Source organism: Streptomyces sp., from assembly GCF_050698815.1.
Classification (GTDB): domain Bacteria; phylum Actinomycetota; class Actinomycetes; order Streptomycetales; family Streptomycetaceae; genus Streptomyces.
Map to the genome: position 1 here is coordinate 1 of NZ_JBOHCV010000520.1, position 14976 is coordinate 14976.

Annotated in this window: 5 protein-coding genes; all 5 read left to right on the forward strand. The window is 72.9% G+C overall.

Annotated features, from left to right (window positions below; all coding sequences use genetic code 11):
• Window positions 1-716 (forward strand): cation:proton antiporter (locus ACRDP3_RS18700; RefSeq protein ID WP_431518108.1); only part of this gene is annotated, 716 nt, incomplete at its 5' end.
• Window positions 717-731: 15 nt separating this feature from the next.
• Entirely contained in the window at window positions 732-3464 is a 2733-nt protein-coding gene (locus ACRDP3_RS18705; RefSeq protein WP_431518109.1) for an AAA family ATPase, read from the forward strand.
• 31 nt (window positions 3465-3495) lie between these two features.
• A complete protein-coding gene (locus ACRDP3_RS18710) occupies window positions 3496-5163 on the forward strand; it encodes an NAD(P)/FAD-dependent oxidoreductase (RefSeq protein ID WP_431518110.1) in 1668 nt (555 codons plus the stop codon).
• Between the two features lie 129 nt (window positions 5164-5292).
• A complete protein-coding gene (locus ACRDP3_RS18715; protein WP_431518111.1) occupies window positions 5293-11520 on the forward strand; it encodes an SDR family NAD(P)-dependent oxidoreductase in 6228 nt (2075 codons plus the stop codon).
• A gap of 69 nt (window positions 11521-11589) precedes the next feature.
• On the forward strand, window positions 11590-14976 hold a 3387-nt coding region (locus ACRDP3_RS18720), incomplete at its 3' end, for a beta-ketoacyl synthase N-terminal-like domain-containing protein (RefSeq protein WP_431518112.1).

Sequence of the window (14976 nt, forward strand, 5' to 3'; positions counted from 1 at the left end):
CGGCGCTCCAGGCGACGACGGGGGGCGGCGGCGAGCACTGGCGCGTGGCGCTCGCCTTCCCCTACATCCTGGTGATGATGTACGTCGTGCGGCCTCTGCTGCGCGCCGTGTTCGTCAAGGAGGGGAAGGCGGTCGCCTTCGCTCCGTGGCACCTTGCCCTGGTCCTCATCGGGGTGCTGCTGTCGGCGGCGGCGACCGAGGCGATGGGAATGCACTTCATCTTCGGTGCTTTCCTGTTCGGCACGATCATGCCCGGGGAGAAGGCCCGCGGCCTGCGGACAGAGATCCACAACCGCACGGCGCAGGTCACCTCGCTGCTGTTGCCGGTCTACTTCGTGGTGGCCGGCCTCAAGGTCGACCTGGGGTCCATGAGGAGCGGCGACTTCCTCGAGCTGGGCGTGATCCTGCTGGTCGCGGTCGTCGGCAAGTTCGGCGGAACCTTTGTCGGCGCCCGCAGCCAGGGCCTGCCGGCACGGCCGGCCGCGGCTCTCGGGGTGCTGATGAACACCCGGGGACTGACAGAACTGGTCATCCTCGGCGTCGGCCTCCAACTCGGCCTGCTCGACACCGGACTGTATTCCCTGATGGTCGTGGTGGCCGTGGTCACCACGGCGATGACCGGTCCGCTGCTGTCGCGGATCTATCGCAAGCCCGTGGAGGTCCCCCGTGTCCCGCAGCCGGCGGAGCGGGAACCCGTGACCTCTTCTTCGGCGTAGGAAGGAGGAAAGATCATGCGGTTGGTCGGACTGGACCGGGAACTGTCCGAGCTCTCCGAGCTGCTCCGCACCTGCGTCCGCGGTGAAGGAGGCGGCGCCGCGGTGATCGGCGGCGCCATGGGCTGCGGCAAGACGGAGCTGCTCACCGCTTTGAAGAGCGAGGCCTCGGACCAGGGCTTCATGGTCCTGGACGCGGTCGGCTCGTGGCCGGAGCGCCTGTCGCCGGGCAGCCTGCTGAGGCAGCTGCTGCGGTCGGCCGGCGCTCCGCCGGGAGCCGTCGCGCTCCTCGACGGCCTGCACGGAAGGTGTGAGGCCGTCGCGGAGGAGACGGGCGATCTGCCGTGGACGCTCGACGCGGCCGATACGGACGTCCTGCACCGGCTGTGCGCCGAGGCCGTCCGGGCCGCCGAGGACGTCCCCGTACTGCTGTGCGTGGACGACGTCCAGTTCACAGACCCGCTGTCCCTGCACTGGCTGCTTCATCTGATCCGCCGGTTACGGCAGGTGCGGGTGGTCCTGGCGCTCACCGAGTGCCCCCTGTCGCGCCCCGCCCATCCGCAGCTGCACGCGGAGCTGCTGCGGCAGCCCAACTACCGTCGTCTGACGCTGGGTACGCTGTCGCCGGCCGGGGTCACGGCCTTGCTCGCCGCGCACCGGGGCGCCACCCCGGACCCGGTCTTCGCCGAGCGGTGCCATCGGGTCAGCGGCGGGAATCCGCTGCTGGTCCGGGCCATGCTGGAGGACTCCCGCTGTGCCTCCGATCCCGCCACGCTGGTGGTCGGGGACACCTACGGCGACACCCTCCTGAGCTGCCTGCACCGGGGGCGCCCGGCGCTGCTGCGGCTCACCCGGGCGCTGGCCGCGCTCGACGGCGACATTCACGCCCCCGGTCATCTCGCGCGGCTCAGCGGCCTGGAGCCGGCCGCCGTCGTACGCGGCACCGGCGCGCTGGAGTCTGCCGGTCTGCTGGACGGGATCCGGCTTCGGCACCCCGTCGCCGCGCAGGCCGTGCTGGAGGGGCTGAGCGCCGCGGAGCGGAGCACCCTGCACCGCGAAGCGGCGCTGATGTGCTACGAGGAGGGAGTCGCCGCGACCCGAACCGCCCGGCACCTGCGCATCTGCGCGGGTGAGGGCGGATCGCTGCCGTGGGCGGTGCCCCTGCTGCGGGAGGCCGCGGAACGGCACCTGAACGGCAACAGGGTGGCCGAGGCCCACTCCTGTCTGGAGGCGGCGCTGTGTTTCGAGGCCGACGACGGTGAACGGGTCGGCCTGCGGGCCCTGCTGGCCTCGACCTCCTGGATGCTCAACCCCTCGATCAGCACGCCCCACCTCGGCGAGCTGGCGATCGCCCTGAGCGACGGCCGGCTGTCCGCCCGGCACACTCTGATGCTGGCCAAGTACCTGTTGTGGCACGGCCGTTTCGACGACGCGGTGCGTGCCGTCGCCCAGATGGACGACCGGGACGAGCGGGCCGACCCGGAGTACGCGGCCGAGGTGCGGGCCACCTGGGAGCTGCTGTCCGTCACCTACCCGGTGGTGCTGGCCCCCGCCCGGGGTGAGCCGGCGAACGACGACCCGCGCTCGCTGAGCGCCATGGCGTTGTCGCGGGTGCTCGCCTACGGCCCCACCGACGGTGCCGTGGCCGAGGCGGAATCGGCCCTGCGCGCCATGCGGCTCGGCAAGCACACCCAGGAGTGGCTGATGTGCGCCGTCGCGGCGCTGTCGTTCGCCGACCGGCCGGAGACGGCCGCCCGCTGGTGCGATCACTGGCTGGAGGAGGCACGGGCCCGCAAGGTCCCGTTGTGGATGGCGGAGTTCGCGTCGCTCAGGGCCGGCATCGCTCTGCGGCTGGGAGATGTGACACGTGCCCGGTCACTGGCCGAGGCGGCGCTCGCCCAGGTCCCCGCGGACAGCTGGGGCGTCTGCATCGGAGGCCCGCTGGCCAACCTGATCCAGGCGGCGACCGACACCCGCGACTTCGCGGCCGCCGCCGAGTACGTGGCGCAGCCGGTGCCCGACGGCATGTTCTCCAGCCGGTTCGGGCTCTACTACCTGCACGCCAGAGGCTGCTTCCAGCTGGAGACCGGGCGCCCGTACGCCGCGCTCGACGACTTCACGCGGTGCGGGGAGCTCATGACGCGCTGGGGATTCGACCAGCCGACCCTGCTGCCGTGGCGCAGCAGCGCGGCGCGCGCCCATCTCGCCCTCTCGGACGTCCGGGCCGCCCGCGGACTCGCGGACGAGCAGGCCGCGCTCGTGGGCGAGGGCCTGTCCCGCGCGCGCGGTATCTCGCTGCGGGTGTGCGCGGCCACCCGCGACCCGGGCGAGCGGGCCGGACTGCTCGAGGAAGCGGTGACGAACCTCCGCTCCTGCGGTGACCGGTTCCAACTGGCGGGCGCACTGGGCGAGCTGAGCCGGGAGTACGGCCTCGCCGGTCAGGCCTCCCGGGCACGGGATGCGCTGGAGGAGTCGAGGCGCATGGAGCGGGAGTGCGGAGCCGGTGCGCCGTCCGGGGCGTTCGGCCAGGCGTCGGCGCCGGGTGAGACGGCGATGGGCCGGCTGAGCGGGGCAGAGAACCGGGTCGTCACCCTCGCCGCCCACGGCCGGACCAACAAGGAGATCGCCGACACGCTGACCGTCACGGTGAGCACGGTCGAACAGCACCTCACGAAGGCCTTCCGGAAGCTCGGTATCCGGACCCGTAAGGAACTGCCGAGGAAGAACATCCCGGAAGCGGCAGCGAGATGAGCAGGCACCACTGCATATCGGAGAGAGACAGGTGAGCGACTTGCCGCGCAAGGACTCGAAACAGACGGGGAGCGACCAGTACGACGTGGCCATCCTCGGCAGCGGAATGGCGGGCGGCATGCTGGGCGCGGTACTCGCCCGCAACGGCGTCAAGGTTCTGCTGCTCGACGCGGGTACGCACCCGCGATTCGCCGTGGGCGAATCCACGATTCCGTACACCTCGGGCATGACCCGGGTGATCGCCGACCGGTACCAGGTTCCCGAGCTGAAGGCACTGTCCAGCTTCAAGGGGATCCGCAAGGAAGTGTCCCGCAACTGCGGGCAGAAGCAGAACTTCGGCTTCGTCTACCACCGCGAGGGCCGCCCGCAGAACCCCTCGGAGGTCAACCAACTGGTCGTCCCGTCCGCCATCAGGACCGAGACGCACCTGTTCCGGCAGGACGTCGACGCGTACCTCTTCCACCTCGCGGTGAAGTACGGCGCCGTTCCCCAACTGGCCACCCGCATCGCGGACATCGAGATCGACCCGGACACCGGTGCGGTGCTGCGCACCGAAGCCGGCAAGGAGTTCCGCGCGAGTTACGTCGTCGACGGCAGCGGCTTCCGCTCGCCGCTCGCGGAGAAGTTCGACCTACGCGAGACGCCCACCCGGGCGCGCACCCACTCGCGCAGCATGTTCACGCACATGGTGGGGGTGCGCCCGTACGACAGTTCCCCCAACGGCAGGCAGCACAAGCAGCCGAACCCGTGGCACAACGGCACGCTGCACCACGTCTTCGACGGCGGCTGGCTGTGGGTCATCCCGTTCGACAACCACGAGGACTCGCTCAACCCTCTGTGCAGCGTCGGCCTGACGTTCGACCCGCGGGTCTTCCCCAAGGGCGAGGCCACGGCGGAGCAGGAGTTCGACGACTTCCTCAAGCGGTTCCCGGAGATCGCCTGGCAGTTCGAGGGCGCCAAGGCCGTCCGGCCGTGGGTGTCCACCGGCCGGCTCCAGTACTCGGCCAAGCAGGTAGTGGGGGCGCGGTTCTGCCTCACCTCGCACGCGGCGGGCTTCATCGACGCCCTCTACTCGCGCGGTCTGACCAACACGATGGAACTGGTCAACGCGCTCGGCTGGCGGCTGATCGCCGCCTCCCGCGACGGTGACTGGTCGCTGGAGCGGTTCTCGTACCTGGAGAGCCTCCAGCAGGGGCTCTTCGACTTCCACGACAACCTTGTCTACAGCTCCTTCGTGGGCTTCCGGGACTACGAGCTGTGGAACGCCGTCAACCGGACGTGGATGCTCGGCACCATGCTCGGCAACGTCATGCTCGAGGACGCCTATTACCGGTTCGACACCACCGGCGATGCTCAGGTCTTCCTCGACCTCGAACAGAGCAAGCACCCCGGCTCGCCGTTGCCGGTGAGCGCCGGATTCAACGAGATGGGAATTCTCACCCGCGACCTCTGCGAATCCGTGGAGGCGGGGGAAATGGCGCCCGGGGAGGCGGCGAAGCGCATTCTTCGGCATGTCGAGCAGGCCGACTTCATCTCGCCGTCGTTCCGGCTCGGAAACGAGAGCACCCGCTGCTTCGCCATGAGTCCGGCCAAGATGGCCATGAATGCCGTGTGGTCCCGCCGGGAGGCCCCGCCGGAGATCGGACCGCGCATGATCAACGCCAGTAAGGGGCTGGTCAGGACGCGTCTGCGGGGGTAACCCCAGATCACCCGTAGGGGTCCTCGGTGGGGAACACCCCTGAAATGTCAGGGGTGTTCCCCACTTCTCGGTTGATATAAATTCAAGTGGACTGCTTCGGGATTTAGTTGCGAGACAAGAGGGCGACGAATGGACGCGAACGCAGAACGCGACACGGCGAACTTGATTGCCATTGTTGGCATGGCTGGTAAGTTCCCGGGCGCGCCCGATGTCGACAGCCTCTGGACTCTGATGATGGAGGGCGAGGACGGCATAGGCCCGATTCCCGCCGACCGCTGGGACAGTACGGCGCAGCTCGACCCCGAGAAGGAGATCCAGGCGGTCGGCGGCTTCCTGGACGGAGTCGACCGCTTCGACGCCGGCTTCTTCGGCATCTCCCCCCGCGAGGCCGAGGCCATCGATCCGCAGCAGCGTCTGATGCTGGAGGTGGGATGGCGTGCCATCGAGGACGCCGGCCAGCGGGCCGACTCCCTCGCCGGCACGCGCACCGGCGTGTACGTCGGCGCCTCCTGGCACGACTACGAGCTCCTGCGCAAGGGACGCGAGGCCCAGCCCACCCCGCACAGTCTCGTCGGCAACGCCCTCGACGTGATCGCCGCGCGTCTCTCGTACTTCCTCAAGGTCCGCGGGCCCAGCATGACCGTGGAAACCGGCTGCTCCTCCTCACTGGTGGCTCTGCACCTGGCCTCCCAGGCCCTGCGCCAGGGTGATATCGACGCGGCGGTCGTCGGCGGCACCAACCTCATGCTCGACCCGCATGTGACCGTCGGGCTCACCCACTTCGGCGGTCTCTCGCCGGACGGACGGTGCAAGGCGTTCGCCGCGTCGGCCAACGGGTTCGTGCGCGGTGAAGGAGTCGCCGCCCTCTACGTGAAGACCCTGGAGCGCGCCCTGGCCGACGGCGACCGCATCCACGGCGTCGTCGTCAGCACGGTCGTGAACAACGACGGCGGCGGCGACAGCCTGGTAACCCCCAGCCCCCAGGGCCAGGAGGACCTGCTGCGCCGCGCCTACGGCGAGGGAGTCGTACCGGAGGGGGCCCCTGCGTACATCGAGGCGCACGGTACCGGTACCGGGCGCGGCGACCCGATCGAGGCCACGGCCATCGGGCGCGTCCTCGGCCAGGACCGTGCCGGTGACCCGCTGCTCATCGGCTCGGTGAAGACCAACATCGGGCATCTGGAGGCCAGCGCGGGCCTGGCGGGCCTGTTCAAGATCCTCCTCGCGCTGAAGCACCGTGTCGTGCCGCCGAGCCTGCACTCCGGGGAACTCAACCCGGCCATCCCGTTCGAGGACATCAACCTGCGGGTGGTCCGCGAGCCCACACCCCTGCCCGGTACCGGCCCGCTCTACCTCGGGGTCAACTCCTTCGGCTGGGGCGGCACCAACGCCCATGTGGTCGTCATGAGCCCGCCCGAGACGCCCGCCGAGGACGCGCCGCTGCCCGTCCCGGCGACCGGACTGCCCGCCGTCGTACCGCTGTCCGCCAAGGACGTCACCGCTCTCGGCATGCGCGCCGCCGAACTGGCGCCCCTGGTCCCGGACACCGCCGGACAGGTCGTCGCCCAGGCCGGCGCCCTCGCCTGGCGGCGCGACCACTTCCCCGTCCGCGCCGCCCTCGTCGCCCCGGAGGACTCCGCTCAGCTGCGTACCGATCTGCTCGGCCTCGCCGCCGCGCCGGACGCCGAGCCCGCGTCGCCCGGACTGGCCCTCGGCAGCGCCGTGCCCCGCGGCGGCACCGCGTTCGTCTTCCCCGGACAGGGCTCCCAGTGGAGCGGCATGGGGGCCGAACTCTTCCGGGACAGCCCACTGTTCGCCGAGATCGTCACCCGGTGTGCCGACGCACTGCGCCCGCACACCGACTGGAACCTGCTGGACATCTTCTCCGGCAAGGCCGGCGACGAGTGGATGAGCCGTATCGACATGCTCCAGCCCACCCTCTGGGCCATGTCGCTCGGGCTCGCCGAGCTCTGGCGCGCCTCCGGCGTCGAGCCTGACGTCGTACTCGGCCACAGCCAGGGCGAGATCACGGCAGCCACCCTCGCCGGAGTCCTCTCCTACGAGGACGCGGCCCTGGTCATGGCCCGGCGCAGCGCCATCGCCCGCCGTGCCTCGGGACATGGGCGGATGCTCGCCGTCGACATGGGCCGGGACGACGCCCTGGCCGCGCTCGAGGGGTTCGAGGACAGCGTCTCCCTCGCGGTGCACAACGGTCCCAGCTCCTGCGTGCTGTCCGGCGAGACAGAGGCCGTACTGACCCTCAAGGAGCTGCTCGACGCCGAAGAGACCTACTGCCGGCTGGTCAACGTCGACTACGCCTCGCACAGCCCCCAGATGGACCCGCTGCGCGAGGATCTGCTGGCCGCCCTGGAACCCGTCAGGCCGCGCGACGCCGGGATCGGCCTGATGTCGACCGTGAGAGGGCGCCGGCTGGCAGGCCCCGAGATGGACGGTGCCTACTGGGTGGAGAACCTCAGGAACCCCGTGCAGTTCGCCGACGCGATGGGCGCTCTGCTCCACGACGGCATCACCCACGTCGTGGAGATCAGCCCGCATCCCGTCCTCGCGCCCGCCGTCGAGCAGATCGTGGCCGGACAGACCCGCCGGGCCGCCGTGCTGACCACCATGCGCCGCCACCACGGCAGCACCGCGGACGTCGCGGAGGCCCTCGGCCGCGGCTATGTCGCCGGCCTCGAGCCCTTCGGCGGACTGCCCAGGAGCGCCGGCACCGCGGTGCCCGGGTACCCACTGCGGCAGGAGCGCTACTGGACCGCCGAACGCCCGCGGGGCACCGGCGCGGCGCGCGGCTTCGAGGCGCCGCTCCTCCCCGCGCCCGGCGAGGCGGACGTCCGGCACGGGGCACTGGAGCTGTCGCTCAGCAGCCCGCCCTGGCTCGAGGACCACCAGGTGCACGGCACCCCCGTTCTGCCGGGCGCCGGAATGCTCGCCATCGCCGTCAACACCGCCCGCGCCCTCCCCGGTCCCGCCGTCCGTCGTCTGGAGAAGGTCCGCTTCCGCAAGGAGGTGGCCATGACCGAGGACATGACCAGGCTCACCGCCGAGTGGCGTGGCGGAACCGCCGGCGGCGCCTTCCGGTTGCTGTCACTGTCCGAGGGCGGCGCCGGCTGGGAGGAGAACGCCACGGCCCGGGCCGACCACCGGGAATCGCCCCGCTCCGCCACCGTCTTCCCCGACTGGCACGCCGGTTGCGACCCGGTGGACGCCGACGGCTTCTACCGCGGCTGGGCGGCGCGCGGCCTCGAATACGGCCCCGCCTTCCGCGGGATCCGTACCCTGTACGCCGACCCGGCCGGTGAACACGCCCTGGCCGAGGTCGTGCTGGGCGACCGGCTGCGCGTGGGCAACCGCGGGCGCGCGCTGCACCCCGCCCTGTGGGACGGGGCGCTCCAGGTGGCCCTCGCCCTGTGCGACGCCTACGCACCGGGAACGGCTCTGGTGCCGACGGCCGTCGACCGCATCGAGCTGCTGGACGAACTGGACGAGCCCGTCACCCAGGTGTGGTCACACGCCGTCCGGCGGACGGAAGGCGTCTTCGACGTCGAGATCTTCGATACGGGTCACCGGCCGCTGCTGGTCATGGAGGGACTGGAACTCTCGCCGCTGCCGGGCACGGGCTCCGGAGCGGGCTCCGACGCCGAGCGGCTGCACCGCATCGAGTGGACCGATCTGACCGCCCCCCGTGGCGAGGGCGCGCAGACCGGCCACTGGCTCGTCTGCGGAGCGGACGACGACACCGGCGTCGCAGGGGAGTTGGCCGACGCGCTGAGCGCCGCCGGCGCCCGGGTGACGCGTACCGCCACGGACGGAGTGCCCGACGCGTCGGCGCTCCCCGAGCACGTGGTGTTCGTCGCCCCGGACGCCGACGCCGGGGACGAAGCCCAGCGGCAGGGGCTCAGCCGGCTCGCCGGACTCGCCCGTGCCTGCTCGGATCTGCCCGTACCGCCGCCGCTGGCCGTGGTGACCGCCGGGGCGCAGGCGGCGGAGCCCGGCGACGCTCCCGACCCGGGAGGCGCGCTCTACTGGGGCTTCACCCGCGTCCTGCGGCGCGAGCACCCGGAGTTGCGCGCCCGGCTCGTCGATGTCGGCCGCGCCGGCGCTCCGGCGGAGTGGGCCGCCGAGCTCCTCGGCGACGGCTCCGAGGACCAGGTGGCCCTGCGAGCCGGCCGGCGTCTCGCGGCCCGGCTCACCCGCGGTGTCCCGGACGGCGGACCCGCCGCGGCGCTGCCCGCCCGGCGCACGGCGCGCCAGCCGTTCCGGGCCGGTGCCCGCCGGCCGGGCGCCCTGGAGCCGGTCGAGTTCCTGCCGCTCGCCCGGCGTTCGCCCGGCCCCGGCGAGGTCGAGATAGAGATCGCCGCGGTCGCCATGGACCACGGGGACGCGTTCCGGGCCTTCGGGGCACAGCAGACCGGCGCCGGTCCGCTGCCGCTGGGCTCCGGATGCGCCGGCCGTGTCGCGGCGGTCGGCCCCGACGTCACCGCCGTGGCGACCGGCGACCGGGTGGCGGCCTGCGCCGTCGGCGTCCTCGCCAGCCACGTCACCGTACGCGCGGACCACGCCGCGCTCATTCCGGACGGGCTCGGCGACGCGGAGGCGGCGGCGCTGCCGCTTCCGATGGCGGCCGCCTGGTACGCCCTGTCGGACCTGGGGCGGCTGGAGGCCGGGGAGACGGTGCTGATCGACCTTCCGGCCGGCGTCGCGGCCCGAGCCGCCGTCGAGCAGATCTCCCGGGTGCTGGGCGCCCGGATCATCACCACGGCCACCGGCGGCGACACCGACCCCGGCTCCGACGTCGTCGTCGACCCCGGGGATCCCGGCTGGGCCGACGCGGTGCGCGCCGTCACCGGCGGCCGCGGCGTCGACCTGGTCCTGGCCTCGCCCGCCGGACAGCCCGGCGACGGAAGGCTGGACGCGGTTGCCGCCGGCGGCCGGTACATCGCGTTCGGGGGGAGCGGCAGCCGCGCCTTGGGCGCCGAGGCGTTCAGCCGGGGCGTCAGTCTCTCCACGGTCGCGCTGCCCGGCCTGCTGGAACACCAGGGGCGTCGCTTCGCCTCCGCGCTGCAGGCGGCCTGGGAACTGGTCGTCAACGGCAAGCTGGAGTCGCTTCCGGTCCGCACACGCGCCATCGCCGAGGTGGCCGACGCCCTGCGCGAGACGGTGAACGGCGCGCCGCACGGGCTGCGTACCGTCCTGGTCGACCCGTCGGGCGTCGAGGGTGTGACACCGCTGCCGATGCCCGGCGGCCGGTTCCGCGGCGACGGCAGCTACCTGGTGACGGGCGGCCTCGGCGCGCTGGGCCTGAGCCTGGCCGAATTCCTCGCGGCACACGGCGCGGGATCGCTCGTCCTGCTGGGGCGCTCCGCCCCCGCCCCGGCCGCGGCCGCGCGGATCGAGGCCCTGCGCGCCGGGGGCACCGTGGTCCGCACCGAGAGGTGCGACGTCGCCGAGGCGGACGCCGTACGTGCCGTCCTCGCGGGAGTGCGGCACGAACTGCCGCCGCTGCGCGGGGTGGTGCACGCCGCGGGTCTGCTCGAGGACTCCACCGTGCGCAACCTGACACCGGACCAGGTGGAGCGGGTCCTGGCGCCTAAGACGGCGGGTGCCCGCAACCTCGACGCGGCCACGGCGGAGGATCCGCTGGACTTCTTCGCCCTCTTCTCCTCCGCGGCAGCCCTGGTCGGCAACGCCGGTCAGGCCGCCTACGCGGCGGCCAACGCCTACCTCGACGCCTTCGCCGAGGCGCGGCGGCGCCGCGGCCTGGCCGCACTCAGCGTGCAGTGGGGCCCGTTCACCGAGGTCGGCCTCGCGGCGAGCGACGACCAGCGGGGCGCGCGCCTGGAGGAGCGCGGCATGGGCGGCTTCGGCCCCGACGAGGCGTGGCCCGCGCTCGTACGGATGCTGGAGCGGGATGAGCCGGTGACCGGATACGTGCCGATCCATCTCCGTCAGTGGTTCGACGCCTACCCCGACACCGCCGCGCTCGGCAGCTGGGAGCGGCTGCACGCCGCCGCGCGCGACGGCGGCGGAACCGCCGGCGGAGGCGGCGACTTCCTGGCGCGGCTGCTGTCCGCCTCGCCCGAGGCCCGCCCGGCCGCCGCCGAGGAAGAGGTCCGCAGGCTCGCCGGACGGGTCCTGCGGCTCGAGGCCGAACAGGTCTCCGGCGACACTCCGTTCAAGCAACTCGGCCTGGACTCCCTGATGGGCCTGGAACTGCGCAACCGGCTGGAGGCCTCGTTCGGGCTCAAGCTGTCGCCCACCCTCCTGTGGTCCTACGGAACATCGAGGGCGCTCGCCGACGCACTGTGCGAGCGGCTCCCCGCTCCGTCGGAGACCAGCTGACCCAGCCCCCGTCCGGTCCCAGCCTTCCCCCACGACGTCCTGTCGTACGACCGCGAGGAATACCGACCCATGGAAGAGACCGCTCCACTCGACGGAAGCCGGCAGACCCCACTCACCCGCGCACTCGCCACGATCCGCACCCTGCGGCAGCGCATCGAGGAGCAGGAGAGCAGCCGGCCCGTCGCCGTGGTCGGCGTCGGCCTGCGTCTGCCCGGCGGCATCGACGACCTCGACGGTTACTGGGAGGCGCTGGCGGCAGGGCGCGACATGGTCCGCCCGATTCCGCAGAACCGGAAGGAACCGTTCGCCGCCGAGTGGGACGAACTCCCGCAGCGCGGCGGGTTCCTGGACGAGGTGCTCGACTTCGACGCCGCGTTCTTCGGCATCAGCCCGCGCGAGGCGCGTCATCTGGATCCCCAGCAGCGGCTCCTGCTCGAGGTCGCCTGGGAGGCGATGGAGAACGCGGGCCTGCCGGCCGACCGGCTCTCCGGCACCCAGACCGGCATGTACCTCGGCATCATGTGGCAGGACTACCGGGACTGGCTCGTGGGTGAGCCGGACGCCTACTGGACGACGGGCAACGGGCACAATTTCGCGGCCGGCCGGATCGCGCACGCCCTCGGCCTCAACGGGCCGGCGATGGCCGTCGACACGGCCTGCTCGTCCTCGCTGGTCGCCGTGCACCTGGCCGCTCAGGCCCTGCGGCGGGGAGACTGCGACGTGGCCTTCGCCGCGGGCACGAACCTCATCCTGTCCCCCCGGTCCATGAGACTGGTGCAGGAGACCCGTTCGCTGGCCCCCGACGGCCTCTGCAAGGCGTTCGACGCCCGCGCCAACGGGTTCGTCCGCGGCGAGGGCTGCGGTGTCGTGGTCCTGAAGCGTCTGGACCACGCGCTGCGGGACGGGGACCGCGTGCACGCCGTCATCCACGGCACCGCCGTCAACCAGGACGGCCGCTCGGGCGGCTTCACCGCCCCCAACGTGCTCTCCCAGGCGTCCCTCATCGAGAAGGCACTCGCCGAGTCCGGCCTGGCGCCCTCGGACATCGGATACATCGAGGCCCACGGCACCGGAACCGCGCTCGGCGACCCCATCGAGATGGAGGCGCTGGCGACGGCACTCGGCCGCGCGAACGGCGGTGCCCCCGTCGCCGTCGGCGCGGCCAAGAGCAACTTCGGTCACCTGGAGGCCGCCGCCGGCGTCGCCGGGCTGGTCAAGGCGATGCTGTGCCTGCGTCACCGGAAGTCCCCGCCGGTCGTCCACTTCCGTACGCTCAATCCGAGAGTGGACCTCTCGGGCACCGGGATGACCGTGCCCGGGGAACTCACCGACTGGGCCCCCGGCAGCGGCCGTTACGCCGGTATCAGCTCCTTCGGCATGAGCGGAACCAACGCGCACGTCATCCTCGGACCGCCCGAGGACCCCAGCCCCGCCGGGAGCACCCACGCCGGTGGCACCGGGGTCGGGGAGTTCGAGATCTCCGCGAAGACTCCCGAGGCGCTGCGCGCCCTCGCCGGCCGGTACGCGGACCGCTTGGCGGCGCTCGACCCGGACCGCTACGCGGCTTTCGCCTACTCGGCCGGGGCAGGACGGACCCGGCACGAGTTCCGTGCCCGGCTCACCTGCGGTGACCCCGGGGCGGCGGCGGGTGCTCTGCGGGCCCTGGCCGCCGGTGAGCCTCGTGCCGACGTGACCCTTGCCGAAGGAACGGCCGCGGAGGCCGACCGGCTCCGGGACGAACTGCCCCGCGACGTACTCGACCTGCCCGGCTATCCCTGGCAGCGGACGCGCCACGCACCCGAGGCCCTGCCCAACGGGTCGGTGACGCCGGCAGCCGGGCAGGCGGGTGCGGTGGCAGCCGCAGCCGCAGCCGCCGCCGTGGACGGCGAGGCGGCCCCGGCCGACGCGGAGCACCATCCCCTGCCGACCGCGCACCGGACGGTGTGGCAGACAGCGGACCCGTCCGGTGCCGCGCCCGCCACCTCCCTGATCTTCGCCGGCGACGACCAGGAACTCCTGGAGACGCTCGTACGCGAAGCGGCTGCCCGGGGGGTGCGGGGGACCCTGCTCACTCCCGTGCCTCCGGGCCTGGCCGACGGCTGGACCACCGCGGACCTGCCCGCCGACGCCCAGGCATGGCAGCAGTTCTGGGAGGACCGCGGGGACCGGGAACCGGCGGCGCTGATGCTGGTCATGAAGGGCGACCGGCTGCCCGCCGGTCCGGACCCCGACGAGCACGGCGCTGCCCGGACCGGCACCGCGGAGTCCTCGGTGAGCCCCCTGGACGACGGGGCGGCCCTCTGCGCCACCGTGACCGCCGCCGTGTGCGCCGCCGCCCGCGGCGCGGGGGACCACAGCCGTGCGTTCGTGCTCACCCGGGCCGCTGTCCGCACCGCGGAGGGGGACCACACCGTGTGCACGGGCCACGGACTGCTCCACGGGCTCGCTCCGGTGCTCGGACTGGAACTCGGCAACGCCTGGGGCGGGATCATCGATCTGCCCCTCACCCCTGACGGTGGCGACATCGGAGCCCTCGTCGACTTCGTGGCCGGCCAGACCGCGCCGGCGGCGCCCGGAGTCGAGGACCTCGCGGCGATACGCGGCGGCCGGGTCATGGTGGCCCGGCTGACCGAGGCCGCCGGGCACACCGCGGAGCTGACCGTCCGCGAGGACGCGACCTACGTCGTCACCGGCGGGCTCGGCGCCGTCGGCAGAGAGCTCGTCGACGATCTCGTTCGCCGCGGAGCCCGCAACCTGCTGCTCATCGGCCGCCGGCCGGAGGCCGAGTTGGGCCCCGAGGCCGCGGCACTGCTGGAGAGCCTCGCCGCGAGCATCGACCGCACCGTCTACCGGGGCGGTGGCTGCGACACACCCGAGGCACTGGAGCGGGCCTGCGAGGCACTGGCCGACATGCCGCCCGTACGAGGTGTGCTCCATGCGGCGGGGACACTGCGGCAGACGCCTGCCACCGAGACGGGCACCGAGGAGTTCGCGGCCGCCCTCAGCGGGAAGGCCGCCGGTGCCTGGTGGCTGCATCTGGCGAGCCGCGCCTGGCCGCTGGACTTCTTCGTCCTCACGTCCTCGGTCTCCGCCCTCTGGGGCACCGAGGGCTGTGCCGCCTACTCGGCCGCCAACGGCGCCCTCGACACCCTCGCGGCGCACCGCCGTTCACTCGGGCTCCCCGCGGTGAGCATTGCCTACGGTCCCTGGGCGCTGGGTGACGAGGGCATGGCCGGCTCGGCACTCCGCGAGCGTTCCGCGCGCATGGGCGTCGGTACCCTCGACGCCGGCACGGGCCGGGCGGCCGTGACCGGGCAGGCACCCGGCGCGGACGGCCGGCTGGTGGCCTGCCCGCTGGATCTGCCCCGGCTCCGCCAGGTGATGGCGGCGCTCCGCCCGCGCGGCCTGTTCGGCCGGCCCGACGACGCGCCCGCCGCACCGGCGACCGATGCGCAC